A 24,973-nucleotide genomic window follows, 5' to 3' on the forward strand; every position below is an offset into this window, starting at 1 on the left:
GGGCACTGAAGGCATCCCGAGTGCCCCGGAGCTGTCCGAAACGTGGGGACCAGGCGGTCAGGGCTCGACGGAGCGGGGTGTCCAGACGGCGCCGGTGGGGCTGACCCGGGTGGTCGAGGAGCCGACGACCAGCAGGCACTTCATGTCGATCGACTCCGGGTCCAGCTCCTGCAGGGTGGTCACGACGAGGGACTCCTCGGCGCGGCCGACGTCGCGGCCCACGACCACCACGGTGCCGGGGTCGCGGTGCTCGAGCAGGATGCGCCGCATGTCCGCGACCTGGGTGGTGCGCGAGCGGGACCGCGGGTTGTAGACGGCCAGCACGAGGTCGGCGTCAGCCACGGCGCGCAGCCGCCTCTCGACGACCGACCACGGCTTCAGCCGGTCCGACAGGCTCATGACCGCGAAGTCACCGCCGATCGGTGCCCCCGCCCGCGCCGCCACGGCCTGGACGGCGGAGACGCCCGGCACCACCCGGACCACGACGTCGTGCAGGTCCGAGCGCGCCTCCTGCGCCTCCAGCACCGCGGTGGCCATGCCGAACACGCCCGCGTCGCCGCCCGACACGACGGCCACCCGCTCACCCGCCCGAGCGAGCTCCAGCGCGTGGGTGGCGCGGTCGATCTCGACCGTGTTCCCCGACGCGTGCCGGACGAGCCCGACCCGCTGCGGCACCCTCGCCACGTACGGCGCGTAGCCGACCACGTGCCCCACGCGCGACAGCTCGTCGGACGCCTCGGGCGTGAGCCAGCCGTCGGGCCCGGGGCCCAGCCCGACCACGACGACCTCTCCCTGAGCGGCCTCGGCCACACCCGCGGACGGCTCCGGGGCGTCGTAGCGCCGGCCGTGGCCGTCGCCCGGGACCACGACGAGCGAGAAGTACGGCACCGACGACGCGTCGACGTCGGCGACGGGCATCCACCGCTGCTCGGGCATGGAGGCGCGCTCGACGTAGAGCGCCGTGTCGAGCCGTCCGGCCTGCTCCAGCGCGGAGCGGACGGCCGGGAACGTGCGGCCGAGCTTCATGATGATCGCCCCGTCGGTGTCGGCGAGCCGTCGGGCCAGCTCGGCCTCCGGGAGCGTCCCGGGCAGCACGGTCAGCACGTCGGTCTGGCGCACCAACGGGGTGGCGGCCAGCGCCGTGGCGGCGGCGAACGCCGGGACCCCGGCCACCACCTCCGTCTCGAAGTCGCCGGACAGCCGGTCGTGCAGGTACATGAACGAGCCGTAGAACATCGGGTCGCCCTCGGCGAGCACCACGACGTCGCGGCCCGCAGCCAGGTGGGCACGCAGGCGCTCGGCGCACTCCTCGTAGAAGTCGGCCATCGCGCCCGCGTAGCCACCGGGGTGCTGCACCTCTCCCGTGGTGACCGGGTACTGCAGCACCTCCTCGGTAACGCCCTCGGGCACCAGGTCGTCGACGATCCGCCGCGCGTTCGAGCGCTTGCCGACGCCCTGGTGGTAGGCGACGACGTCCGCGTCGCGGATGAGCCGAGCGGTCTTGAGCGTCACCAGCTCCGGGTCGCCGGGACCGACCCCGACGCCGAACAGTCGTCCCGACATGGGGCTACTCCTCCTCCTGCGCCAGCGCGTTGAGGGCCGACGCCGCCATGGCCGAGCCACCCCGACGCCCGCGCACGGTCACGAACGGCACGTCGATGCCGTGGGTGTCGGCGAACGACGCGAGCGCGTCCTTCGACTCGGCAGCACCGATGAAGCCCACTGGCACCCCCACGACGGCCGCCGGTCTGGGCGCACCGTCGGCCAGCAGCTCCAGCAGGTGGAACAGGGCCGTGGGCGCGTTGCCGATCGCCACGACCGCACCGTCGAGCCGGTCGCCCCACAACGAGAGCGCGGCCGCCGACCGGGTGGTCCCCCACTCCCGCGCCAGGTCCGGCACCCGCTCGTCACGCAGCAGGCACAGCACGTCGTTGTCCTGCGGGAGCCGCGCCCGGGTGACTCCGGAGGCCACCATCGTCGCGTCGCACAGGATCGGTGCGCCCGACCGCAGCGCCGCTCGCGCCGACGACACCAGCCGCGGGTGGACCACGAGGTCGTCGACCAGGTCCGTCTGCCCGGTGCCGTGGATCATCCGCACCGCCACCTTCTCGGCGTCGGCGGGGATGCGCGACAGGTCGGTCTCCCGCCGGATCGTCGCGAAGGAGTCGACGTAGATGGCAGCGCCGCTGCCCTCGTAGTCGAAGCGTCGGGTGGGGGCTCTCATGCGGTCTCCGGAGGTCGTGCGGGCAGATCGGGCAGGACGACGCTGCGCCACGGTGTGACCACCAGCTCGGCGCCGGCGCGGGCGAGCAGCGCGTCGACGTCGGGACGGCGCAGCACGCCGCCGGGCACGGTGACGTGCTCGTAGGCGAGCCCGTCGTCCTGGCGGCCGACGCCCTCGGGCAGGGGCAGGGCGCGCACCTGGGTGCGCAGGTCGCGGGCGTGCAGGTCGCCCATGACCGCGGCGCCGTGCTCCGGCAGGTCGTCGACGTGCCAGGTGCCGACGTCCGGACGGACCCGCTGGAACCGGTGGGCCAGTGCCATGAGCACGTCCGGCAGGACGTCGAGCGGCACGACCTCGCCCCAGTGCCGACCGGCCCGGACCTGCGCGTGGCCTGCGTCGACCGCCACGGCTCCGAGGTCGAGGGTCCGGTCGACGAGGTCGCCGCGGCCGTCGTCGAGGACGACGAGGAACCGCGCGGACAGCTCGGCCAGGGCGTCGTCACCGCGCAGCAGCGCGTCGTACCGCTCGGCGACGGGGCGAAGGTCGGCGAGCCCGCCGCTGCGTCCCGACAGCGGGGACACCATGACGTTGCGCACCAGCTCGTGGGTGCGGCTCGGCAGGAGGCCGGTGGACTCGAGTTCGGCCACCACGACCGGGGGGACGAGACCGTCGGGGGCAGCCAGCCCACGGACCTGCAGGTTCGCCCGCCGGGTCAGCGCGACCGTCCCGTCGCCGTGCCGCTCGGCCACGTCGACGAGCCGCGCGAGCGCACGCGACGGCAGCCGCCCGCCGACCAGCCTGAGCCGCACGAGCGCGCCGTCGTCGGCGATCCAGGGACGCAGCACACCGGGGCATCGGTCGGCGCGGTCGCGAGCGCTGCCGTCAGGGCCGGGGCTCATGGCTCCATCCTCGTTCGACGATGGCGGGGAGTGACGTTCGTCGCCGATGCGTGGACGGACGGGTCGCGACGACCGCGACGTGGATCACCCCACACCAGGGGTGTCGTTTCGTCTTCAACCACGTTGTACGCAGTGACGGCGCGCGTGCACCACTCCCAACGCCGCGTGCCGGGTGGGCCGGGTCGACGCCTTCTCCCAGGGCGGTACGACCCGGCCCCACAGGGAAGCTCCCCGGACGTCATGCGCCGGTCACCCCGGTGAACCTCACGTGCGGCACCTCGTCCACGACGGTCACGACCGCCTGCACGTCGTAGACGTCGGCCACGAGCTCGGCGGTGAGCACCTCGGCGGGTGGCCCCGCGACCCGGACCCGACCGTCGGCCAGCACGACGAGGGTGTCGCAGTACGTGGCCGCCAGGTTGAGGTCGTGCAGCGCCATCACGGTGGTGGTGCGTGCCGCCCGCACCAGCTCCAGGAGCTCCAGCTGGTGGCGGACGTCGAGGTGGTTGGTGGGCTCGTCGAGCAGCAGCTCGGTCGGCTCCTGGGCCAACGCCCTGGCGATCTGCACCCGCTGGCGCTCGCCCCCGGAGAGCGTCGAGTAGGCGCGGTCGAGCACGTGCGACGTGCGCGTGGTGCGGGCGGCCCGCTCGACGACGGCCCGGTCCGCGGCGGACGTGGGAGCCCACGTCGAGCGGTGTGGCAGCCGTCCGAGACCGATGACGTCGCGCACGGTCGGCTGGGTGTCGGTGGTGACGTCCTGGTCGACCACGGCGAGACGACGCGCCACCTGCCGTCGGCTCAGCTGCGTCACGTCGTCCTCACCCAGACGCACGACCCCCGAGGAGGCCGGTCGCAGACCGGCGAGGAGTCGCAGCAGCGACGACTTGCCGGACCCGTTGGGGCCGAGCAGGCCGACGGTGCTGCCGGGCCGGACGTCGAGGTCCACGCCGTCGACGATCAGCCGGTCGCGCACCCCCCACGAGACGGTGCGGGCGCTGATGCTCATGAGCGCTGCCTCCGCCGCAGGAGGATCACGACGAACGCCGGCACGCCCACGAGCGCCGTGGCCACGCCGACCGGCAGCTCCTGCGGAGCGATGACCGTGCGCGCGCCGACGTCGACCCACACCAGGAAGATCGCGCCCAGCACGGCGGAGACGGGCACGAGCACCCGGTGCCGCGCCCCCACCACGGCTCGTGCGGCGTGCGGCAGCACCAGCCCGACGAACCCGATGGCGCCGGACGTCGACACGATGACGGCGGTCATCAGGGCCGTGACCACGAGGAGCAGCAGCCGGATGCGCAGCACGGAGACCCCCAGCGCGGCCGCCGCGTCCTCGCCGAAGGTGAACGCGTCGAGCGCCCCGGCCGCGAGCCAGCAGACCACCAGGCCCGCCAGCACCAGCCCCCCGCACACCAGGACGTCGCGCCACGAGGCGGTGCCGAGCGACCCGAGCAGCCAGAACAGCACGCCCCTGGTCTGCTCGGCGTCGGCGGCGGTGAACACGATGAACGACGTGAGCGCGGCGAACAGCTGGGTGGCCGCGACGCCCGCGAGGATCATCCGGTCGGTCGTCCCGCCGGAGGCCATGCCCAGGACGAGCACGAGCCCGAAGGCCAGCAGCGCCCCGGCGAACGCCCCGGAGGCCAGCGTGGCCGAGCCGGCTCCGACACCCAGCACCACGATGGCCACGGCACCGGTGGATGCGCCCGAGGAGATGCCGAGCACGAACGGGTCGGCCAGCGGGTTGCGCAGCAGCGACTGCAGCACCACGCCGCACAGGGCCAGCCCGGCCCCGCAGGCTGCGGCCAGCACCGCCCGCGGGAGGCGCAGGTCCCACACGATCGCCTCCTGGATGCCGGTGAGGCCCGACGACCCGAGCCCGACCTTGGCCAGCGCGACCGCCACGGCGTCGCGCGGGCCGAGGTCCGACGGCCCGATCGTGGTGGCGACCGCGATCGACACCGCGAGCGCGGCGAGAGTCACCACGCCCAGCACCAGACCGCGTCGGGAGCCCCGAGCCCCCCGGTCGGGCGGTGTCGCGACGTCGCCCGGGGCCTCGCGCTCGTCGACCAGCAGGGAGGTCACGACGCTGAGATCCCCAGGTCGCGCAGGCCCTCCGCGACCTTCTCGACGGCGTCGACCGTGCGGATCGACGGGTTGAGCTCGGCGCCGGCCAGCAGCACGTAGCGCTTCTCCTTGACCGCGGTCATCTCCCGCGTGACCGGGTTGGACTCCAGGAACGCGATCTTGGCCTTGCCGCTCTCCGCGGTCTGGCTCCTGCGGGTCAGGTCCCCGATGACGAGGACGTCGGGATCGGTGGCCGCGATCGACTCCCACCCGATCTGCGGCCACTCGTCCTGCTCGCCCTCGAACACGTTGTCCAGGCCCAGCGCTCGCGTGATGATGCCCGGCCCCCCGCAGCAGCCCGCGGCGTAGGGCGCCTCGGAGTTGGCGAACCAGTAGAAGACCGACGTGCCGTCGAAGTCGGCCGCGGCGGCGGCGGCCATGCGATCCTCGAGCGAGGCGACGAGGTCCTCGCCGGCCTGCTCCTCGCCCACGAGCGCGGCGAGGTCGCGGACCTCCGTGTAGATCGACTCCATCTCGAGCGGCTCGTCACGGGTGCCGTCACCGGCGCCGAAGTCGGACTTCTCGCACTCGACGGCCGACAGGTAGGCGGGGACGCCCAAGCCGGCCAGCTTCTCGGGCGTGGTCACGCCGCCCTCGCTGAGGGTGTTCGCGAACGACGCGGTCACGAGGTCGGGCTCGGTCGCGAGCAGGTCCTCGTACGACGGCGCCTGGTCCGCGAGACGCTCGACCGTCGCGTTCTCCTCGGCCAGCGACGGCAGGATCGGGTCGGTCCAGCCCGCGGCACCCGCCATGCGGTCGGCCACGCCGAGGCTCAGCAGGATCTCGGTGGTGCCCTGGTTCAGGGACACGATGCGCTGCGGCGGGCTCTCGACGGTGACGTCACGGTCGCAGCGTTCGACCGTGACCGGGAAGCCGCTCGTGGACGCGGCCGACGTCGAGGACCCTGAGTCGGTCGACGAGCCGCACGCGGCGAGGAGCGTGGCCGCCAGCAGGGCGGCGGAGAGGGAGGGGCTGAAGCGTGGTCGCATCGCGATCCTTCGCTCGGGGGTCCGTTGCGCGAGACCCGGTGGAGCCCCACGGCGAGTGCCGCGGGTCGCCAGCGGGTGTCGGACTCAGGCGTCGCCGCCCATACCGTTGCGCGTCAGTCCCGGACTCTCACCGGGTTCCCTCGCGTGGCAGCCGCACCGTAGCACTCCCGTTCGACGCCCGGCCGACTCAGCCGCCCAGGACCTCCGACAGCAGCGCGACGTCGCGCAGGAGCAGCGCCGCGGAGCGCACCAGCGGCACGGCGGCGACGGCGCCGCTGCCCTCACCGAGCCGCATGCCGAGGTCGAGCAGGGGCTCCAGGCCGAGCTTCTCGAGGGCGAAGCCCTGCGCCGGCTCGGTGGAGCGGTGGCCGGCGGCGAACCAGGCGGCTGCACCGGGTGCGAGGTCGTCGGCGGTCAGGGCGCAGGCCACGGAGATGAGTCCGTCGAGCAGCACGGGGACACCCGCCTCGGCCGCGGCGACGAGGAAGCCGACGGTCGCGGCGAGGTCGGCACTGCCGAGCGCGGTGAGCCGGTCGACGGGGTCGGCCACACGCTCGCCGGCACGGTCCAGCGCGGTCTGGACGACCTCGGCCTTGCGGGCCAGACCTGCGTCGTCGATGCCGGTCCCGCGACCCACGACCTCGACGCCGGGGAGGCCGAGCGACGCGGCCACGAGCGCGGCCGACGGGGTCGTGTTGCCGATGCCCATGTCGCCGGTGACCAGCAGCTGCGCACCCGACGCGATCTCCTGCGCCGCGATCGTGCGACCGTGCTCGATCGCCAGACCCGTCTCCTCGGACGTGAGCGCGTCCTCGACGTCGATGGAGCCGCAGCCGCGCCGCACCTTGAAGACGCGGACCTCGTCGGGCAGGCCGTCGAGGTCGTCGTCGACGCCGAGGTCGAGCACGCGCAGGCTCACGCCGTGCTGGGCGGCGAGCACGCTCACGCCGGCCCGGCCGGACGCGAAGGTCCGGACCATGGCGGGGGTGACGGCGCTCGGGAACGCGGAGACGCCCGAGCCGACCACGCCGTGGTCGCCGGCGAGCACGACGGCCCGAACGTTCTCGACCGGACGCGGCGGCACCTCGCCCTGTGTGGCGGCGATCCAGCAGGCCAGGTCGCCGAGACGTCCGAGCGCGCCGGGGGGCGTGGCGAGGTCGGCCAGTCGGGCGGCGGCAGCGGCGTGGGCCGCGGCGTCCGGCGGGCGCACGGAGGTGGGGGACGTCAGGTCAGGCACGCTGTGGTCGGGCGCAGTGTGGTCAGGCACGGGGGAACCGTACCGAGTGCCCAGCGGACCTCATCAGTGCCAGCCGTGCTCGGCGAGACGTCGCGCGACCAGCACAGGGACGCCGGGCAGCCGCGCCGAGAGGTTGCAGGCCTCCCCCACCGCATACCGAACGGGGTGCGACGCTCCCAGTACCAGCAGGTCCTGCCCCGACGACGGCGGCACCACGAGGTCGAAGGCCTGGACGGTGCCGCGAGCGGCCCAGAGCCGCAGCACCCGCCCGTCGACGACCACGGCGACCTTCTCGTGGTCGTAGAGCTGGGTGTAGCCCATCGGGACGTGCCTCAGGACGGCCCCGTCGTGCGGGCGGCCGGCCGTGTAGGCATGGGTGAGACCTCGACTCGTGCGGTGGAACCGGGCGACGTCGTCGTGGTCGATGCCGAACAGGTCCACCCGGCCGGCACCGATCTCGGCGTCCGGCGGGTGCGTGCACGACGGCACGTCGACGGCGGGCAGGCGCGGCGGGGCAGGGTCGCGCCAGCTGGTGCTGTCGGTCACCTCGCGCAGGTCCATGGCGGTCATGCTGGCACGGGGGTGCGAGCCGCGTCACGACGTCACACCTTCCCTCGGTGCGAGCACGTGCACGCGAGTAGCCTCCCCTGCATGTCCCGAGCCCTCACCGTCAGCGACACCGTGGTCGTCGGCGTCGACCCGGAGACCGCCTACGCCGCGGTCAGCGACGTGCGGCAGATGGGGCGCTGGAGTCCCGAGAACACCGGCGCGACGCTTGCCGATCCCGACGCTCCCGTGGTCAAGGGCACGGTGTTCGTCGGCGACAACAAGCGCGGTCGCGGCCGGTGGAGGACCCGGTGCGTCGTGACCATCGCCGAGCCCGGCCGACGGTTCGCCTTCGACGTGCGTGCGTGGGGACTGGGCGAGCGGCTGCTGCCGGTGCGCGTCGCCACGTGGGAGTACGCGTTCGAGCCGGCCGTGGGAGGCACGCTCGTCACGGAGACCTGGGTCGACGGCCGCAAGGGCTGGCCCGACTGGACGGCCTCGGTGTTCGACCGCGTGGCCACCGGGCGGGACTCCTTCGCCACGTTCCAGCGCGGCAACATCCGGCGCACGCTCGACCGGCTCAAGCGCGAGCTGGAGGCGGACCGGGAGCGTGAGCCCGGGTCACCCGAGTGACCGCGCTCGCCCGGCTGGGCGAGTTCTTCGCCGTCGAGCAGACCGTGACGGGCGAGGGCTGGCACCCCCTCGCGGAGCTGCTCGACGGCCCGTTCCCGGACCACCGCGTCGTCGCGGCGCACCTGGTCCTCCGGTCGCGCTCGAACGCGGAGGTGGAACCCCGTGTGGCCGCCTCGATCGCATCGCTCGGTCTCTTCGCCCGGCTGCTGTCGCCGACGATCGGGGCGCTGCTGCTCGACGTCGACGCCCCGGCCGACCTCCACTGGCGTGAGCAGCCCACCGGGACCTTCCCTCTCGCGGCCGGCGCCTGGGGTCCGGCCGACCTTCACGCCGTCCTGTCCGACGTGGTCGAGCCCCTCGCCCGTCGTCTGCACGACGCCCATGGCCTGTCGGAGCAGGTGCTGGCGGGCAACGCGTCGTCCGCGGCGTTCGGTGCGCTGAAGATGGCCACGCTCGCCCGGCCCGACCTGCGCGACGCCGCGCTCGACGTCGGCGCCGACGCGCTCACCCACCCCTACCTCGCGGGCACCGGCGACGTGGGACCGCCGTACGTGCGCCGCTCCTGCTGCCTCTACTACCGGATCCCCGGCGGCGGGTACTGCGGCGACTGCGTGATCCCGGCGCGAGGCCGCTAGGCTGACCGCGATCCGTCGCCGCGGATCAGGGAAGCCGGTGCGAGTCCGGCGCGGTTCCGCCACTGTGACGCCTGCCTGCAGGCCAGCCAGACACCTTCCGCGGCGACTCCCACCGCACGGGGCGAGAACCCCGAGGAGGAACCCTGATGACGCGTATCGCGCTGCTCTCGACGTCCGACACCGACCTGCTCTCGGCCCGCGCGAGCGGCGCCGACTACGTCTACGCCAACCCGGCGAAGCCCGGCCACCAGGACATGGCCGCCGCGATCGAGGCGGCCGACCTCGTGGTCGCGCGCATCCTCGGCTCGCCGCAGGACCTCTGCTCGGGCTTCGCGCGCATCCGCGCCACGGGCAAGCCGATGGTGGTGCTCGGCGGCGAGCAGTCGCCCAGCGCCGAGCTGATGGAGCAGTCGACCGTCCCGATCGGCGTCTGCGCCGACGCCCACGTGTACCTCGCGGAGGGCGGCCCCGAGAACCTCGCCCAGCTGCACGCCTTCCTCTCCGACACCGTGATGCTGACCGGCGAGGGGTTCGAGCCCCCGAAGGTCCTGCCGGAATGGGGTCTTGCTCCTCGCCCGCAGGGCGACGACGAGACGGGCAAGGCCAGGATCGGCGTGCTGTACTACCGCGCCCACGAGGCCAGCGGCAACGCCGGCTTCGCGCACGCGCTGGCCGACGCGATCGACGACACCGGCGACGCCGTCGGCGTCCCGATCTTCAGCTCGTCGCTGCGCGCCGCCCCCGACGCGCTGTTCGAGGAGATGGCGAACCTCGACGCCCTCATCGTCACGGTGCTCGCGGCCGGCGGCACGAAGCCGGGCACCGTCAGCGCCGGCGGCGACGACGAGTCGTGGGACGTCGCGCGTCTCAAGGCCCTCGACATCCCGATCCTCCAGGGCCTCAGCCTCACCTCGAGCCGCGCCGAGTGGGAGGCCTCCGACGACGGCGTCTCGCCGCTCGACTCGGCCAACCAGATCGCGATCCCGGAGTTCGACGGTCGGATCATCACCGCCCCGTTCTCCTTCAAGGAGGTCGACGAGGACGGTCTCCCCCGCTACGTGGCCGACCCCGAGCGCAGCGCGCGCGTGGCCGGCATCGCCGCCGCCCACGCCCGCCTGCGCCACACCCCGCCGGCCGAGCGCAAGGTCGTGCTCATGCTGTCGGCCTACCCGACGAAGCACAGCCGGGTGGGCAACGCCGTCGGCCTCGACACCCCCGTCTCGACGATCCGTCTGCTGCGCGAGCTGCGTGACGCCGGCTACGACCTCGGCGAGCCCGGACAGATCCCCGGTCTGGAGCTCGACGACCTCACCGAGGCCGGCGACGCCCTCATCCACGCGCTCATCGACGCCGGCGGCCAGGACGAGGAGTGGCTCACGCACACGCAGCTCACCGAGAGCCACGTGCGCATCCCCGCCGCCCGGTACGCCGAGTGGTTCGACGGCTTCCACCCCGACCTGCGCGACGGGATGCTCGAGGCCTGGGGCCCCGCCCCCGGCAAGCTGTTCGTCAACGATGAGCAGGAGATCGTGCTCGCGACGATCCGCGCCGGCAACGTCGTGCTCATGATCCAGCCGCCCCGCGGCTACGGCGAGAACCCGGTCGCGATCTACCACGACCCCGACATGGCGCCCTCGCACCACTACCTCGCCGCCTACCGCTGGGTGGAGGAGGAATTCGGTGCGCACGCCGTCGTGCACCTGGGCAAGCACGGCTCGATGGAGTGGCTGCCGGGCAAGAACGCGGCCCTGTCGGCGTCGTGCGGCACCGACGCCGCCATCGGCAACCTGCCGCTGATCTACCCGTTCCTCGTCAACGACCCGGGCGAGGGGGCGCAGGCCAAGCGACGCGCCCACGCCACGATCGTCGACCACCTCATCCCGCCCATGGCGCGGGCCGAGAGCTACGGCGACATCGCGAAGCTGGAGCAGCTGCTCGACGAGTACGCCAACATCGCCGCCATGGACCCGGCCAAGCTGCCGGCGATCCGCTCGCAGATCTGGACGCACATGCGGGCCGCCGAGATGCACCGCGACCTCGGCCTGGACGACATCCCGGACGAGGACGACTTCGACGACTTCATCTTCAACGTCGACGGCTGGCTCTGCGAGATCAAGGACGCCCAGATCCGCGACGGCCTGCACGTCCTCGGCCAGGCTCCGGCGGGCGAGGCGCGCGTGAACCTCGTGCTCTCGATCCTGCGGGCGAGCCAGATCTGGGGCGGCGAGACCGGAGCCGTCCCCGGCCTGCGGTCGGCCCTGGGGCTCAAGGAGGGGGAGGACGCCCTGCGCGCCATCGACGAGATCGAGCAGCAGGCGCACGCCCTGGTGCAGGGCATGGAGGAGGCCGGTTGGGACCCCTCCGCCGTCGACGGCCTGCACGACGACCCCGTCGTCCGCGACGTCCTGCACTTCGCCGCCACGCAGGTGGTCCCGCGCCTCGCGCAGACCACCGACGAGCTCGACCACGTGCTGCACGCGCTCGACGGCGGCTTCATCCCCGCCGGTCCGTCCGGCTCCCCGCTGCGCGGACTCGTCAACGTGCTGCCCACGGGCCGCAACTTCTACACCGTCGACCCGAAGGCCGTCCCGTCGCGGCTGGCGTGGGAGACCGGCCGCTCGATGGCCGAGTCGCTCGTGGAGCGGCACCTCGCCGACACCGACGAGTACCCGCGATCCGTGGGCCTCTCGGTCTGGGGCACGTCGGCCATGCGCACCTCGGGCGACGACATCGCCGAGGTGCTGGCCCTCATCGGCGTCGAGCCCGAGTGGGACCCGGCCTCGCGCCGCGTCAACGGCCTGCGCGTCGTCCCGCTGGAGGAGCTGGGGCGTCCGCGCATCGACGTCACGGTCCGCATCTCCGGCTTCTTCCGCGACGCGTTCCCGCACGTCATCGGCATCCTCGACGACGCCATCCGCCAGGTGGCCGAGCTCGACGAGCCGCTCGAGCAGAACTTCGTGCGTGCCCACGCCCAGGCCGACCTCGCCGAGCACGGCGACGAGCGCCGGGCCACGACGCGCATCTACGGCTCGAAGCCGGGCTCGTACGGTGCCGGGATCCTGCAGGTCATCGAGGCCGGCAACTGGAAGACCGACGACGACCTCGCCGAGGTCTACACGGCGTGGGGCGGCTTCGCCTACGGTCGCGACCTCGACGGCGCCCCGGCGTCGGAGGACATGCGTGCCAACTACCGCCGCATCGCGGTGGCGGCGAAGAACATCGACACCCGCGAGCACGACATCGCCGACTCCGACGACTACTTCCAGTACCACGGCGGCATGATCGCGACGGTCCGCGCGCTGACCGGCGCCGAGCCCAAGGCCTACGTCGGCGACTCGACGTCGCCCGACGCGGTGCGCACGCGCACGCTGCAGGAGGAGACCAACCGGGTGTTCCGTGCCCGCGTGGTGAACCCGCGCTGGATCGGCGCGATGCAGCGCCACGGCTACAAGGGCGCGTTCGAGCTGGCCGCCACGGTGGACTACCTTTTCGGATTCGACGCCACCGCCGGCGTCGTGCACGACTGGATGTACGAGTCGCTCGCCAAGGAGTACGTCCTCGACGAGACCAACCAGGAGTTCATGCGGAAGTCGAACCCCTGGGCGCTGCGCGGCATCGTCGAGCGGCTGGGCGAGGCGGCCGAGCGCGGCCTCTGGGCCGAGCCCGACCCCGAGGTCGTCGCCGCGATGCAGCAGGTCTACCTCGACCTCGAGGGAGACCTCGAGGACCGCCACGCGTGACGCGGCGAGTGACGCCGGCAGGGGTGCCGGGCCCTGGGCGGCGAGTGACCCTGGTCGGGATCGGTCTCGGCCACCCCGACCACCTGACCGTCGAGGCGGTCGCGGCGCTGCGGTCGGCGTCGGTCGCGCTGGTGACGGTGAAGCGGGCCGGTGACCCGCTCGCCGCCGCGCGCCGGGAGCTGCTGGCCCACCACGCGCCCGACCTGCGCGTGATCGAGGTCGTCGATCCACCGCGGGACAGGACAGCCCTCGACTACGAGTCCGCGGTCGGCGACTGGCACGAGGCACGGGCCGAGGCCTGGGAGTCGGCGCTGCTCGCCCACCCGGGCGACGCCGTGCTGCTCGTCTGGGGCGACCCCGCCTTCTACGACTCGACGATCCGCGTGGTCGAACGAGTACTGGCGCGCGGGAACCTGACGTTCGACTGGGACGTGCTGCCCGGCATCTCCGCCCTGCAGCTGCTCGCCGCCCGGCACCGGATCGTGCTGCACGAGGTCGGGCAGCCGATCCACGTGACCACCGAGCGCCGGCTCCGCGAGGCCCTCGAGCAGGGGCAGGACAACGTCGTCGTCTTCCTGACGTCGGGCACGGACCTGAGCGGCCTCGACGACTGGCACGTCTGGTGGGGCGCGAACCTCGGATCGCCGTCCGAACACCTCGTCTCCGGTGCCGTCAAGGACGTCGCGGCCGAGATCACCGCGGAGCGTGTCGCAGCGAAGGCCGAGGCCGGCTGGGTGATGGACCTCTTCCTGCTCCGCCAGCTCTGATCCATCAGTGCCGAGCGATCCTCGTCCACCGGCGCAGCGACCCCGGTCATGCGGTCGCCGGCTCCTCCTCGGTGGCTCGGGAGTCCGTCAACGTGCTCGCCCCGTAGGCCGCGATCCCGCCGGCCAGCACGGCGAGCACCAGGAAGACGACCCGCTCCCCGTCGAAGAACGACTGCACGAGCTCGGCGCTCCACCTCCCGGTCGGCAGGACCTGCACCACCAGGGTGGCGAGCAGCGTGCCGACGAGGGCGGTGCCGAGACTGGTGCCGACCTCCTGCGCGGTGTCGTTCAACGCGGCGCCGAGCGAGGTGCGGTTGCCGGGCATGGCCCCGATGAGCGCGACGGCGCAGGTCATCATCACCGTGCGCAGGCCGACGAACATCACGACCATGCCGACGACGATCGCCAGGTAGCCGTGCTCCACGGCGAACGCCATCCACACGAGGCCGGCGGCGAGCAGGCCGGCACCCACGAGGCAGGCGATGCGGTGGCCGAGCCGTCGGACCATCACCTCGGTGAGCGGGTTGGACGCGAGCATGGTGGCGATCATCGGCAGGTTCGCCAGACCGGCGCGCACCGGGCTCCAGCCGTAGGCGTACTGGAAGTGCAGCACGAGCGCGAACAGGACGCCCGTCATCGCGACCGACGTGCCCACCTGGGCGATCGTCGCGCCCCGCACCGTGCCACGCGAGAAGACCCGCAGATCGAGCATCGGTGACGTGGTACGGCGCTCGTGCCGGACGAACGTGGCCGCGGCGGCGAGCGATCCCAGGACGCAGGCGAGGGTGACGGCCGAGAGCCAGCCGCGCTCCACCCCGCTCGTCAGGGCGTAGGCCCCGAGGCCGATGGCCATCACGCTGAGGAACGCGCCGGGCAGGTCGAGGGCGTCGTCGGTGAGGTCGTCGGGGTGGTCGGCCGAGACTCCGATCCGGACACCGATCCATGCGACGAGGGCGATGGGGGCGTTCACGGCCAGCAGCCACTCCCACCCGACGTGCTCGAGCGCGGAGCCGCCCAGCACCGGTCCGAGGACGAACCCGGCCATGCCGACCATCATCATGAGCGGGAACGCGCGCCGCCGCAGGTCCTCGTCGTCGAACAGCCGGAACACGAGCGAGTTGGTGATCGGCGCCATCGCGGCGGCGCACAGGCCGAGCGCGGCACGCAGGGCGATCAGCTCGGCCGTCGACTCGACGAGCAGGGCGCCGAGGCTGATGGTGCCGAAGGCGACGAGGCCGACGAGCAGGACGCGGCGTCGACCGAAGCGGTCGGCCACCGAGCCCGCGGTGAGCATGAGCCCGCCGAAGGTGAGCGCGTAGGCGCCGGTGACCCACTGCAGGGACGTGGTGGTGCCGTGCAGGTCGCGGCCGATCGTGGGCAGCGCGATCGACAGCAGCGTGTTGTCGACCATCTCGACGAAGAAGGCGAGACAGAGGGCGGTCAGGGGTATCCAGGCGGCACGCAGCGAGGTGTAGGTGCGGGTCGTCGGGGACGCGGTGTCGTGGCTCATGGCGCACCTCCGGAGGCATCGAACGCCGTTCGGTTCTCGAACGACGTTCGATACGATAGAACAACGTTCGGTACGATGCAAGGCATGAGGAGACGCCGATCGTGACGCCGCCGCGCAACCGAGGTCCGGACGACCGCCTCAAGCAGCGCCGCCGCGCCTCGCACTCCATGGAGTCGGTCATGACCGAGGCCGTGCGACTGCTCGACGAGGCCGGCGACTCCGCCCTCACGTTCCGCGCCCTCGCCGCACGCATGGGCGGCGGCGTGGGCAGCATCTACTGGTACGTCTCTAGTCGCGACGAGCTGCTCGAGCGGGCCGCCGACTTCGTCCTCGAGGGCGTGCTCGAGGCCACCGAGGACTTCGTCGACGGCGACCCGATCGACGACCTGCGCAGCACGGCCATCGCGCTCTTCGAGGCCGTGGTCGACCGGCCGTGGCTCGGCGCCTACTTCATGCGCAACACCGGGTCCCAGCCCAACTCGCTCCGCTACTACGAGCGCGTGGGCCAGCAGGTCCTGCGGCTCGGACTGGGTCCCCTCGAGACCTTCAACGCGGCGTCGGCCGTGGTCGGCTACGTCGTCGGGATCGCCGCCGACCTCGGACAGCAGCCGCCCGAGGAGGTCATCGACGGCAGCACCACCCGCGCGGAGTACATGAGCCGCACGGTGGACGAGTGGAGAGGCCTCGATCCTGCGACGTGGCCGTTCCTCCACACGATCCTGGACGTGTTCGCCGACCACGACGACAGCGCACAGTTCGTCGCCGGCCTGGACCTCCTGCTCGCAGGCCTGCGCCTGCAGGCGGGCGACTAGGCCGGGACGAGGTCGGCGACGGTCGTCCGCGCCAGGGCCTCCTCGGTGGCGCGCGCGACCGCCGCGTCGACGTCGTGCAGGCCGTCCTGGATGCTGCGCCCGACAGGGCACCTCGGGCTCGGCAGGTGGATCGCCAGCACCGGCTCGTCCCCGCGGACGAGGCGCCACACGGTGTCGAGCGTGATCCGCTCGGGCTCCACGAGCAGGCGCCAGCCGCCGCGGGCGCCGGGCGTGGACGCCAGGATGCCGGCCTCCCTCAGGGGAGCGAGCACACGTCGCACGTGCACGGGCGTCACCTGCGTGCTGGCCGCGAGCTCCGTCGCACCCACGGTGCGAGGATGCGGCGACGACGGCCCCGCCCCGCTTCCTGCGAGGTAGGTGAGGACGTGCACGGCCACGGCGAACTGGGTGCTCTGCGGGCTGGCCATGCCCCCATGATGCCATACCGCCACCAGTGTGGTTATAGTTGTGACCAACAGCAACCAGACTGATGACAGTAAGGAACCTTCATGACCACCTACGGCATCACCGGCGCGACCGGACAGCTCGGCTCGCTCGCTGCGGAGCTCCTCCTCCAGAAGGTCGCCCCCGCCGACGTCGTCCTCCTCAGCCGCTCCCCCGAGAAGATCGCCGCCGCAGGCGCCACCACCCGCGCGGCCGACTTCGACAGCCCCGAGGGCCTCGTGGAGGCGTTCACCGGCATCGATGAGCTCCTCCTCGTCTCCACCGACGTCGTCGGCTCCCGACTGGAGGGCCAGCGCGCCGCCGTGGAGGCCGCCACGAAGGCCGGCGTCCGCCGCGTGCTCTACACGTCCTTGCCCGACCCGAGCGAGGACAACCCCGCGCTCGTGACGCCCGACCACCTCGGCACCGAGCAGGCACTGCGTGACAGCGGCCTGCGCTGGACCTTCCTGCGCAACAACCTCTACGCCGACATGCAGTCCGACGTGGTGGCGCAGGCCGCGGCGTCCGGCACCTACGTGACCAACACGGGCGAGGCCGGCGCCGCGTACGTGACGAGGGCCGACTGCGCGGCCGCCGCAGTGGGCGCCCTCCTGAGCACCGACGTCGACGACACGGCACTCGATGTCACGGGACCCACGTCGGTGACGGCCGCCGACATCGCCGCCCTCGCCGCCGAGCGCCGGGGTGAGCCGGTCCAGGTCGTCCAGGTCGACGACGCCGCCTACGTCGCAGGACTGGAGCAGGCCGGACTGCCCACCTTCGTGGCCGAGCTCCTCGCCTCGTTCGGCACGGCCATCCGCGAGGGCCGCCTCGCCGAGGTCACCTCCGCGGTGGAGGACCTCACCGGCCGGCCGGCCACCCCGCTGGCGACCGCGCTGGCCTGAGCGCCCGCACGACGACGTCGGGGCCCGCTGAGGTGCGGACCCCGACGTCGTGCGACCCCGATCAGCAGGGGCGGGTGAAGCTCGGTCCGGGCGTGGCCGGGTACGTGGCGGCGCGTCCACCCATGACCGCCGGCTGCACCGCGCCGTTGAGCTTCTGCTCGTAGTGCAGGTGGGACGTGAAGTCCCCGCCGGAGCTGCCCACCTTGCCCACCAGCGTGGTCGCCGTGACGCGCTGACCCTCCGAGACGTTGATGCTGCCCTCCTGCAGGTGCGCGTAGAGCGTCGACCAGCCGCCGCCGTGGGAGATCTCGACGTAGTGGCCGTAGCTGGTCGTCAGGCGACGCACCTTCGTCACGGTGCCGGCCGCGCTCGCGACCGCGGGCAGCCCGAGGTCGTCGTTGCCGCCACCTCGGTTGAAGTCGATCGCGTACCTCGACGGGCTGTGGCCGTCGCGGGTGTCGGCTCGCCAGGTCTGGCCGCAGCGGAACGGCACCTTGAAGGCCGGACGGGCCTGGGGCGACGCCTCGGCCTCCGTCGAGACCGTGGAGGCGGTGGCCGTTCCGGTGGCCAGTGATCCGGCGAGCAGGGCGGCCGAGGCCATCGAGCCGGCCGCGGCGGCCACGAGGGTGCGTCGTGTGTTCATGGGTCCTCCGATGTCGGGGCGCAGCCTCTGCCGCGCCAACCCCACCAGGCTGTCGACCGGCGCTGCGATCCTGCTCCGCGTCGTTCGCAGCGTCCTCGCAGCGGCGTCCGCGACGATCGACGACGTGGACGACCTAGGAGGAGCCGGACGGGACCGCACGAGGGGTCGGTCCCGTGGGATCCACCCGTGAACGGTGCAGGCGCGCCGCGGCGCGCGCCTCACGCTCGCGCCGCGACGCCTCCCCGGCGTCGTCGGGTCTGCCCATCAGCTCCAGCAGCACGGCGAGGTCGCGCAGCGACGCAGCGGCGCTGAGCGTCCGGCCGAGGGCGGTGAGCTCCTCCACGCTGGCCACCAGCTCGGACTCGGCCTCCTCGAGGCGGCCGAGCAGGCGCAGCGCGCCGGCGAGCGAGCGGCGCGACCGGGCCGCCAGGAAGGCGTCGCGAGCACGCCGGGCCCACGCCCGCGCCTCCTGCGCCCGCTCGAACGCCTCCGTCGCCTGGCCGTGGGCGACGGCGACCTCGGCGCGGGCGTCGACGACGTAGCCGTGGACGTGGTCGTCGACCCCGCCGTCGAAGAGCTCCAGCGCCTCGACGATCAGCGCCTCGGCGGCGTCGATCGAGCCCCGCCGCCGGCAGGTGCGCGACAGCTCGAGGGTGGCCTGGCGGAACGCGCCGCGCGCCGCGGTGGCGGCCAGGAGCTCGCGGGCGCGGGTGAAGGCACCCGCTGCGGCGTCGAGCTCGTCGTAGTCGTGGTGGACGGTGCCACGCATGATCTCGACCCAGCCTGCGAGCACCGCGTCGTCGAGGTGGTCCAGCGACTCGTCGGCCCCGGCGAGGTCGGCCTCCGCCAGGTCGCGCCGACCCACGGAGAGCGCCGACGACGCCGCCACGACGGCTGCGGCGGTCGCAGGTGCGTGCGCCCCCTGCTCGACGAGCCGCCGACGTGCGGCGTCGGCGAGTGCCCGCGCCGGCTCCGAGGAGGAGGCCCGGGACTGCAGGTGCCACGCACGGCACAGGTCGAGGTGGGCCGCACCGAGTCGACGGTCGCCGTCCATGGCGTCGAGGTGCTTCTCGACCACGTCGAGGGCGTCGAGCCAGTCGCCCTCGGACGGCGACACGTGGTGCGCCGGGGCCGTGATCGCCAGCAGCCTCCACGCGAGGTCGGCCCGCACCGGCGCGAGCGTCCTCGCGAGGGTCCGCGCCGTGGCGTTCTCCGTCGCGAAGAACGCCACGGCCGACTCGCGCTCCTGGAGGGCCGGCGTGCCCCGCCGAGGACCGTCGCCGACGGCCCGACCCGGTGCCGGTGGGACCGGGACGAGCTGGGTCGGATGGTCCCGGTACGGCACCACCGCACGTGCCAGCAGCTGCTCGGCGACGAGTGCCACGTCGGCCACGTCGACATCGTCGTCGTGCGAGCCCACGAGGAACCGGGCCACGACGTCGTGGAGTCGGAACTGGGGGGTCTGGCCGCTGCGGCGCACCGGCTCCACGAGGTGCGCCGCGCACAGCGCGTCGATCGCGTGCTCTCCTGCCGCGTCGTCGCCGAGCAGCGCGCCAGGGACCCAGGCGCTGAAGGTCGCCACCGGCAGTCGCGCGACCCGTCGGGCCACCTCCTGCACGCTCTCGGGCACGCGCTCCCACACGTCGGAGAGGCTCGTCGCCAGTGCGGCGGCCACGTCGTCGGTGCCCAGTCCCCCGGACGACAGCCGTTCGGCCAGGCGTGAGAGCCCCACGTCCGGACGCTGCCGCGCGCGTCCGGCGGCGAGGCGCAGCGCGAGCGGCATGCCGCCCAGCGTGGAGACGAGCCGGTCGGCACCGTCATGGTCCGCACGGATCCGGTCGTCCCCCAGCACCCCGGCCAGGAGCGCTCGGCCGGAGGTGCCGGACAGCGGCCCCACCTGCACGTGGAGGTCCGGCTGCAACCAGGCGAGGTCGTAGCGCGAGCACACGATCGCCATCGACCCCGGCGACGCCGGAAGCAGGAGCGACAGCTCGCTCGACGTCGCCCCGGCGTGTGCGTCGACGCCGTCGAGCACCACGAGGACGCGCCGCTCGTCGAGCAGCGACCGGTAGAGGGCGGCCCGTTCGGCGGTGCCGCCAGGGACGGCGTCGGGGTGCACCCCGAGCAGGCGCAGGAAGGTGGCGAGGACCGCACCGACCTCGAGCGCGGGCGCGCTGCCGGCCTCGAGGTGCAGAGAGCCGTCCGGGAAGTCGTCGCGCAGGCGCTGGCCGACCTCCACGGCCAGCGCGCTCTTGCCCATGCCGGCCAGACCGGTGAGGTGGACGACGAGGGGCGCGTCGTCGACCTGGGCGACGGCCCCGACGATGCGGTCGATCTCCTCGTCTCGACCGACGAAGCCGGGCGCCCGCCGCGGCAGGGTGCGCGGGACGTGGGCGACCCGACCGGCCGGCGCGGGCACCTGGGGCCCCCGCAGCACCTCGGCATGCGCCTCCCGGAGCCGCGCGGAGGGCTCGACCCCGAGCTCGCTGTCGAGCCGGTCGTAGGCCTCGCGGTAGACCCCGAGAGCACGCTCCTGCTGCCCCGTCGACGCCAGGACGAGCACGTACTGGGCGAGCAACGCCTCGTGGAACGGGTGCCGAGCCGTCAGCGTGGCGAGGTCGGCGACCACCTGGTCGGCGCGGCCCAGCGCGAGCGCGGCGGCGGCGTGCTCCTCCCACAGGGCGAGCCGCTCGGCGTCGAGCCGGGACCGCTCGATCTCGACGGCGGCCGTGGACGGCACGTCCTGCAACGACTCGTCACCCAGGAGCGTCGACGCCTCGCGGAAGGACCGCAGGCAGGCCGGGTCCGCGACCGCCGCCAGCTCACGGGCGCGGTCCCGCAGCACCGCCAGCCGCTCGACGTCGACCTGCACGTCGGGGACGAGGCGGTACCCGCCCGGCGTGGTCTCGATCACCGGGGCAGAGCACTTGCGTCGGATCCCCGAGATCAACGCCTGCACGCGGTTCGGCGCCGACGCCGGCGGGTCCTCGCCGTACAGCCACGTCAGCAGGGAGGCGGCGGTGGCCGACCTCGTCAGGGCGATGCGCGCTAGGACCGCTCGCTCGAGACCGGACAGCCGGACGGGTTCGTCGTCGACGTGCAGGACAACGGTCGCGAGCACGGCCACCTCGACCCGACGCCCCCGTGCCACGCTGCCGACAGTAGTGCCTGTCCCGGGACCCGGCAGACCTCGCCCGGGCCGTCGTCCAGTCGGTGGACACGACGCTCCCAGTACCGACACAGCCCCTGTGGTACTGCGCCGGGTATCCTGGTGCGATGGTCCGTCCGACGAGCGTCGCCGCCCGCGACGACGCACGCCGCGGCGCCCTCCTCGACGAGCTCATCCCACTGTTCCACGCCGAGGGCTTCCTGGCCTTCAGCCTCGAGGACCTCGCCCGCCGTCTCGGCTGCTCCAAGTCCACGCTCTACGTGGTCGCCGCGAGCAAGGAGCAGATCATCCAGGCGACCGTGCGCGAGTCGTTCCGACGCTCCACCGAGGCGGTCGAGCGTCGCGTGGCCGCCGAGCCCGACACCGGCCGGCGCATCAGCGTGTACCTCGACGCGATCGCCGAGGAGCTCGCCCCCGCCGGTCCCACCTACTTCGCCGACCTCGACGCCTACGAGCCCGCCCGCGACGTCTACCGCACCAACGTGCGCCTGGCGGCACAGCGGGTCAAGGAGCTCGTCGAGGCCTCGGGGCGGCGACGCCTCGACCCACGCTTCGTCGGCGCGGTCGCCGGGCTCGTGCTGGAGGCGATCCACCGCGGTGCCGTGGAGGCCGACACGGGCCTCGACGACGCGGCCGCCTTCCACCAGCTGGCCGTGCTGGTCGACCACGCCACCCGCTCCGACTGACCGCTCGTCCCCGCGTTTCGGACACTTCCGGGGCACCTCGACGCCCCGAACCGCCCCGGAAGTGTCCGAAACGGGGAGACGAGCCGGGTCGTCAGCGGACGCCGGTGAGGTCCGGGAGCAGGACGGGGCCGGTCTTGCGGTCGAGGTTGGCCGCGTGCTGCTCGATGCGGCCGATCGAGGCCACCAGCTGGTCGACGACGTCCACGAGCGACGCGATGGCCGTCGCCGCCGTGGTGAGCTGCTCGAGCTGGCCGGGGAGCGGCTCGGCCGACGCCGCGAGGGAGTCGAGCGGCTCACCGAGCGCCTCGAGCTTGCCCAGCTGCGTCTCCAGGCCGTCGAGCCGCTCCTGCAGCGCGCGGATGTCGGTGCCGACGGCGGCCAACGGTTCGGCCGCGGCGACGACGCCGTCGGCGGCGGACCCGAGGGAGCGTGCGACCCCGAGCAGCTCGGTGAGCTGCTCCCCGACCTCCGGAAGCACCGCCACGGCCTCGAGCACCGGGGGCACCACCTTCTCGACGTTGCCGTCGATGCGCTCCACCTGGTCGAGGGTCGTCGGCGACCGCTCGGCCGACTCGGTGATCTGGGGCAGCGCCGCGCCGGCAGCCGCGAGCCGCGGGAGGTAGGGCAGCAGGACGACCAGGCCGATCGCGATCATCGTCAGCACCGCGATGATCTGCACGGCGATGACGCGGGCGGCCCAGGCGGGCATGGCGGCGAGAGGGGACACGACGACCTCCGGGAGAGTGACTGCTACAGAACGTAACAGTTACACGTCGTCACAGCATCGCGAATAGGGTGTGTCCATGACCACGCCACCCGGCCCGCCCGACGGCCGCGCGAGCCGCTGGGTCGGGCACCGGGAGCGCCGGCGCGAGGAGATCACCGGGACGGCGATCGAGGTGCTCGACCGCGAAGGCCCCGACGCCCCCGTGGAGTCCATCGCCCGCGCCTGCGGCGTGACGCGGCAGGTGCTCTACCGCCAGTTCGAGAACCGGCACGACCTCGACGTCGCGATCGCCGACCGCGTGGTGTCGATGCTGCTCGAGCACGTGATCGCCCGCATGACCGCGGACCACGGCATCGAGGCGGGCCTGCGGGGGACGCTCGACGCCTACCTCGACTTCGTCCTCGACCACCGCCCGCTCTACGACTTCGTGCGCGCGCTCCCGTCGGCTCCCGGGTCCGGCAGCCCGGTCGATCGCATCACCGACGTGGTCGTCACCGTCGTGGCGTCCATCGCCGGCGAGCTCCTCGGTCCCGACGCCTCCGGCCGGCTGCCCCTGCGCGACGTCTACGCCACCGGGCTCGTGGGACTCGCCGACGCTGTCGTGTCGCGCTGGCTCGCCGACCCGGGCGCGCGCTCCCGCGAGGACCTGGTCGACGCCCTGGTCGACGTGCTCCAGCTGTGCATCGAGCCCGTGCTCGGCGGGGCCGCCGCCGGCGGCGTCGTCAGCGACGGGGTGACAGGAACCGCGTGATCAGCGCAGTGCTCTCGGGCTCGGCCACCGAGGCCGCGATGGTGCGCGCCTCGACGTCGAGCCGGTCCGACAGCCCGGTGTCGTAGGAGCTGCGCAGCAGACGTCGCGCCCGGCCGAACGCCGCGGCCGGACCGTCGGCCAGACGTCGAGCGAGCGCGTGCGCCTCGTCGGCCACCGCCTCGTCCTCCACGACGCGCCCGACGATCCCCCACTCCTGGGCCTCGTCGGCCGAGAGCCGACGCGGCGTGAGGGTGAGCTCGAGCGCACGCTGGAGCCCGACCACCCGGGGCAGCAGCCACGACTGCCCTCCGTCGGGCGTCAGGCCGACCGACGTGTAGGCGGTGACGAAGGACGCCGACCGACCGGCCACGACCAGGTCGCCGCCGAGCACGAGCGACAGGCCCGCGCCCGCCGCAGCGCCGTGCACCCCGACGACCACCGGCTTGTCGAGGCCGTCGAGCAGACGCACCCCCACGTGCAGAGCGTCGGCCAGCTCCTGCAGGTACGCCGACCGGTCGGGCGCCGCGTCCATGGCGCCGAGGTCGCCCCCGGCGCAGAACATGCGGCCCCGACCGGTGAGCAGCACGACACGCACGGTGTCGTCGTCGCCCACCTGCTGCAGCGCGCTCGTGAACGCCTCGGTCCACGGCAGGTCGATCGTGTTCGAGGCGTCGGGCCGGTTCAGCTCGACGTGGGCGACGCCGTCGGCGACGCTCAGCAGGACGGGGGCCCCACCGTCCACGGCCCCACTCATCGCGGCGCCATCCGCAGTGAGCCGTCCATGCGGATGGTCTCGCCGTTCAGGTAGTCGTGCTCCACGATCATGCGCACCAGCTGGGCGTACTCCTCGGGACGACCGAGTCGCTGCGGGAAGGGGACGCCCTTGGCCAGCGCCGCGCGGATGTCGTCGCCCACCGCGGCGAGCATGGGGGTGTCGATGATGCCGGGGGCGATGGTGTTGACGCGGATCCCGTACTGCGCGAGGTCGCGCGCGACCGGCAGGGTCATGCCCACGACGCCGCCCTTGCTGGCGGAGTAGGCGGCCTGCCCGATCTGGCCGTCGAAGGCCGCGATCGACGCGGTGTTCACCACCACGCCACGCTGGCCGTGCTCGAGGGGCTCGGTGGCGGCCATCGCCTCGGCGGCGACGGCCAGCACGGTGAACGACCCGACGAGGTTGACGTTGATCGTCCGCGCGAACGCGGCGAGGTCGTGGATGCCCTGACCGCCCTTGCCGAGCACGCGCCCGGCGGTGCCGATGCCGGCGCAGTTGACGGCCACGCGCAGCGGACCGTGCTCACCGGCGGCGGCGACGGCGTTGCGCACCTGGCCCTCGTCGGTCACGTCGGCCTCGACGTAGACGACGCCGTCCACGTCGGGCGCCTTCTCGATGGACTGCGCCAGGTCGATCGCGACGACGGTGGCGCCGGCGGCGGCCAGCTCGGCGGCGGTGGCCGCGCCGAGGCCCGAGGCACCGCCGGTGACGACGGCAGACGTTCCGGTGAGCTGCATGGGGGTGTCCTTCT

The 24,973-nt window shown here is 73.5% G+C and carries 23 protein-coding genes and 2 riboswitches; of the genes, 8 read left to right on the forward strand and 15 right to left on the reverse strand.

Annotation, left to right across the window (positions count from 1 at the left end):
• Window positions 1-57 precede the first annotated feature (57 nt).
• The 8 genes from ASF37_RS04035 to ASF37_RS04070 form a co-directional block, all read right to left on the reverse strand.
• Complete coding sequence (locus tag ASF37_RS04035; protein WP_056579184.1) at window positions 58-1,563, reverse strand: precorrin-2 C(20)-methyltransferase; 1,506 nt, start codon at window positions 1,561-1,563, stop codon at window positions 58-60.
• A gap of 4 nt (window positions 1,564-1,567) precedes the next feature.
• Window positions 1,568-2,224, reverse strand: coding sequence for a precorrin-8X methylmutase (locus tag ASF37_RS04040; protein ID WP_055961054.1), 657 nt, complete (start codon window positions 2,222-2,224; stop codon window positions 1,568-1,570).
• Window positions 2,221-3,123, reverse strand: coding sequence for a hypothetical protein (locus ASF37_RS04045; RefSeq protein ID WP_055961058.1), 903 nt, complete (start codon window positions 3,121-3,123; stop codon window positions 2,221-2,223). Before ASF37_RS04045 ends, ASF37_RS04040 begins: the two co-directional genes overlap by 4 nt.
• A 238-nt stretch (window positions 3,124-3,361) precedes the next feature.
• Entirely contained in the window at window positions 3,362-4,129 is a 768-nt protein-coding gene (locus ASF37_RS04050; protein WP_056551822.1) for an ABC transporter ATP-binding protein, read from the reverse strand.
• A complete protein-coding gene (locus ASF37_RS04055) occupies window positions 4,126-5,211 on the reverse strand; it encodes an iron ABC transporter permease (protein WP_235499950.1) in 1,086 nt (361 codons plus the stop codon). Before ASF37_RS04055 ends, ASF37_RS04050 begins: the two co-directional genes overlap by 4 nt.
• Window positions 5,208-6,242 (reverse strand): ABC transporter substrate-binding protein, encoded by a 1,035-nt coding sequence (locus tag ASF37_RS04060; protein WP_056579185.1) that lies wholly within the window; start codon window positions 6,240-6,242, stop codon window positions 5,208-5,210. Before ASF37_RS04060 ends, ASF37_RS04055 begins: the two co-directional genes overlap by 4 nt.
• 52 nt (window positions 6,243-6,294) lie before the next feature.
• A riboswitch (cobalamin riboswitch) is annotated at window positions 6,295-6,418 on the reverse strand.
• Window positions 6,419-6,429: 11 nt separating this feature from the next.
• Window positions 6,430-7,509 carry a nicotinate-nucleotide--dimethylbenzimidazole phosphoribosyltransferase gene (cobT, locus tag ASF37_RS04065; protein WP_235492832.1) on the reverse strand — a complete coding sequence of 360 codons (1,080 nt, stop codon included), beginning with the start codon at window positions 7,507-7,509 and terminating at the stop codon, window positions 6,430-6,432.
• 33 nt (window positions 7,510-7,542) lie between these two features.
• Window positions 7,543-8,049 carry a hypothetical protein gene (locus ASF37_RS04070; RefSeq protein ID WP_056579186.1) on the reverse strand — a complete coding sequence of 169 codons (507 nt, stop codon included), beginning with the start codon at window positions 8,047-8,049 and terminating at the stop codon, window positions 7,543-7,545.
• Window positions 8,050-8,130: 81 nt separating this feature from the next.
• Here ASF37_RS04070 and ASF37_RS04075 point away from each other — a divergent pair, with 81 nt between their 5' ends.
• The 4 genes from ASF37_RS04075 to cobF all read left to right on the forward strand — a co-directional run bounded on the left by ASF37_RS04075 (window position 8,131) and on the right by cobF (window position 13,800).
• A complete protein-coding gene (locus ASF37_RS04075; protein WP_055961072.1) occupies window positions 8,131-8,658 on the forward strand; it encodes an SRPBCC family protein in 528 nt (175 codons plus the stop codon).
• A complete protein-coding gene (locus tag ASF37_RS04080) occupies window positions 8,655-9,293 on the forward strand; it encodes a (2Fe-2S)-binding protein (protein WP_056579187.1) in 639 nt (212 codons plus the stop codon). The genes ASF37_RS04075 and ASF37_RS04080 overlap by 4 nt, the downstream gene beginning before the upstream one ends.
• A gap of 4 nt (window positions 9,294-9,297) precedes the next feature.
• Window positions 9,298-9,410: riboswitch (cobalamin riboswitch) on the forward strand.
• 29 nt (window positions 9,411-9,439) lie between these two features.
• Window positions 9,440-13,033, forward strand: a complete 3,594-nt coding sequence (gene cobN / locus ASF37_RS04085; protein ID WP_056579188.1) for a cobaltochelatase subunit CobN — start codon at window positions 9,440-9,442, stop codon at window positions 13,031-13,033.
• Between the two features lie 44 nt (window positions 13,034-13,077).
• A complete protein-coding gene (gene cobF, locus ASF37_RS04090) occupies window positions 13,078-13,800 on the forward strand; it encodes a precorrin-6A synthase (deacetylating) (RefSeq protein ID WP_235499951.1) in 723 nt (240 codons plus the stop codon).
• Between the two features lie 46 nt (window positions 13,801-13,846).
• Here cobF and ASF37_RS04095 read toward each other — a convergent pair whose 3' ends face one another.
• Window positions 13,847-15,310 (reverse strand): MFS transporter, encoded by a 1,464-nt coding sequence (locus ASF37_RS04095; RefSeq protein WP_056579189.1) that lies wholly within the window; start codon window positions 15,308-15,310, stop codon window positions 13,847-13,849.
• Window positions 15,311-15,411: 101 nt separating this feature from the next.
• Between ASF37_RS04095 and ASF37_RS04100 the strand changes: the two genes are divergently transcribed.
• A complete protein-coding gene (locus ASF37_RS04100; protein WP_055961088.1) occupies window positions 15,412-16,122 on the forward strand; it encodes a TetR/AcrR family transcriptional regulator in 711 nt (236 codons plus the stop codon).
• On the opposite strand, the gene ASF37_RS04105 is transcribed toward ASF37_RS04100, so the two are convergent.
• Window positions 16,119-16,550, reverse strand: a complete 432-nt coding sequence (locus ASF37_RS04105; RefSeq protein WP_056579190.1) for an Rrf2 family transcriptional regulator — start codon at window positions 16,548-16,550, stop codon at window positions 16,119-16,121. The genes ASF37_RS04100 and ASF37_RS04105 overlap by 4 nt on opposite strands.
• 81 nt (window positions 16,551-16,631) lie before the next feature.
• Here ASF37_RS04105 and ASF37_RS04110 point away from each other — a divergent pair, with 81 nt between their 5' ends.
• Window positions 16,632-17,471, forward strand: a complete 840-nt coding sequence (locus ASF37_RS04110) for an NAD(P)H-binding protein (RefSeq protein ID WP_056579197.1) — start codon at window positions 16,632-16,634, stop codon at window positions 17,469-17,471.
• Window positions 17,472-17,532: 61 nt separating this feature from the next.
• On the opposite strand, the gene ASF37_RS04115 is transcribed toward ASF37_RS04110, so the two are convergent.
• Entirely contained in the window at window positions 17,533-18,114 is a 582-nt protein-coding gene (locus ASF37_RS04115; protein ID WP_056579198.1) for a M23 family metallopeptidase, read from the reverse strand.
• 133 nt (window positions 18,115-18,247) lie between these two features.
• On the reverse strand, window positions 18,248-21,265 hold the full coding sequence (locus tag ASF37_RS04120) for a BTAD domain-containing putative transcriptional regulator (protein WP_162239937.1): 3,018 nt from the start codon (window positions 21,263-21,265) through the stop codon (window positions 18,248-18,250).
• A gap of 125 nt (window positions 21,266-21,390) precedes the next feature.
• Between ASF37_RS04120 and ASF37_RS04125 the strand changes: the two genes are divergently transcribed.
• Window positions 21,391-21,969: a TetR/AcrR family transcriptional regulator gene (locus tag ASF37_RS04125; protein ID WP_055961103.1), complete on the forward strand. Its 579-nt coding sequence runs from the start codon at window positions 21,391-21,393 to the stop codon at window positions 21,967-21,969.
• Window positions 21,970-22,060: 91 nt separating this feature from the next.
• On the opposite strand, the gene ASF37_RS04130 is transcribed toward ASF37_RS04125, so the two are convergent.
• Entirely contained in the window at window positions 22,061-22,696 is a 636-nt protein-coding gene (locus tag ASF37_RS04130) for a hypothetical protein (RefSeq protein ID WP_156368122.1), read from the reverse strand.
• A 76-nt stretch (window positions 22,697-22,772) separates the two neighbouring features.
• Here ASF37_RS04130 and ASF37_RS04135 point away from each other — a divergent pair, with 76 nt between their 5' ends.
• On the forward strand, window positions 22,773-23,447 hold the full coding sequence (locus ASF37_RS04135; RefSeq protein WP_056551858.1) for a TetR/AcrR family transcriptional regulator: 675 nt from the start codon (window positions 22,773-22,775) through the stop codon (window positions 23,445-23,447).
• Here the strand turns inward: ASF37_RS04135 and ASF37_RS04140 are convergent.
• Window positions 23,419-24,201 (reverse strand): enoyl-CoA hydratase/isomerase family protein, encoded by a 783-nt coding sequence (locus ASF37_RS04140; RefSeq protein ID WP_056574817.1) that lies wholly within the window; start codon window positions 24,199-24,201, stop codon window positions 23,419-23,421. The genes ASF37_RS04135 and ASF37_RS04140 overlap by 29 nt on opposite strands.
• Window positions 24,198-24,959: an SDR family NAD(P)-dependent oxidoreductase gene (locus tag ASF37_RS04145; protein WP_056579202.1), complete on the reverse strand. Its 762-nt coding sequence runs from the start codon at window positions 24,957-24,959 to the stop codon at window positions 24,198-24,200. Before ASF37_RS04145 ends, ASF37_RS04140 begins: the two co-directional genes overlap by 4 nt.
• Window positions 24,960-24,973: the final 14 nt, after the last annotated feature.

Source organism: Aeromicrobium sp. Leaf289 (genome assembly GCF_001423335.1).
Lineage (GTDB): Bacteria > Actinomycetota > Actinomycetes > Propionibacteriales > Nocardioidaceae > Aeromicrobium.

Bases quoted from the DNA above. Each gene is read 5' to 3' on its own strand.
- ASF37_RS04035 (WP_056579184.1), bottom strand. From the start codon at position 1,563: ATGTCGGGACGACTGTTCGGCGTCGGGGTCGGTCCCGGCGACCCGGAG.
- ASF37_RS04040 (WP_055961054.1), bottom strand. From the start codon at position 2,224: ATGAGAGCCCCCACCCGACGCTTCGACTACGAGGGCAGCGGCGCTGCC.
- ASF37_RS04045 (WP_055961058.1), bottom strand. From the start codon at position 3,123: ATGAGCCCCGGCCCTGACGGCAGCGCTCGCGACCGCGCCGACCGATGC.
- ASF37_RS04050 (WP_056551822.1), bottom strand. From the start codon at position 4,129: ATGAGCATCAGCGCCCGCACCGTCTCGTGGGGGGTGCGCGACCGGCTG.
- ASF37_RS04060 (WP_056579185.1), bottom strand. From the start codon at position 6,242: ATGCGACCACGCTTCAGCCCCTCCCTCTCCGCCGCCCTGCTGGCGGCC.
- ASF37_RS04070 (WP_056579186.1), bottom strand. From the start codon at position 8,049: ATGACCGCCATGGACCTGCGCGAGGTGACCGACAGCACCAGCTGGCGC.
- ASF37_RS04075 (WP_055961072.1), top strand. From the start codon at position 8,131: ATGTCCCGAGCCCTCACCGTCAGCGACACCGTGGTCGTCGGCGTCGAC.
- cobN (WP_056579188.1), top strand. From the start codon at position 9,440: ATGACGCGTATCGCGCTGCTCTCGACGTCCGACACCGACCTGCTCTCG.
- ASF37_RS04095 (WP_056579189.1), bottom strand. From the start codon at position 15,310: ATGAGCCACGACACCGCGTCCCCGACGACCCGCACCTACACCTCGCTG.
- ASF37_RS04105 (WP_056579190.1), bottom strand. From the start codon at position 16,550: ATGGCCAGCCCGCAGAGCACCCAGTTCGCCGTGGCCGTGCACGTCCTC.
- ASF37_RS04110 (WP_056579197.1), top strand. From the start codon at position 16,632: ATGACCACCTACGGCATCACCGGCGCGACCGGACAGCTCGGCTCGCTC.
- ASF37_RS04115 (WP_056579198.1), bottom strand. From the start codon at position 18,114: ATGAACACACGACGCACCCTCGTGGCCGCCGCGGCCGGCTCGATGGCC.
- ASF37_RS04125 (WP_055961103.1), top strand. From the start codon at position 21,391: ATGGTCCGTCCGACGAGCGTCGCCGCCCGCGACGACGCACGCCGCGGC.
- ASF37_RS04135 (WP_056551858.1), top strand. From the start codon at position 22,773: ATGACCACGCCACCCGGCCCGCCCGACGGCCGCGCGAGCCGCTGGGTC.
- ASF37_RS04140 (WP_056574817.1), bottom strand. From the start codon at position 24,201: ATGAGTGGGGCCGTGGACGGTGGGGCCCCCGTCCTGCTGAGCGTCGCC.
- ASF37_RS04145 (WP_056579202.1), bottom strand. From the start codon at position 24,959: ATGCAGCTCACCGGAACGTCTGCCGTCGTCACCGGCGGTGCCTCGGGC.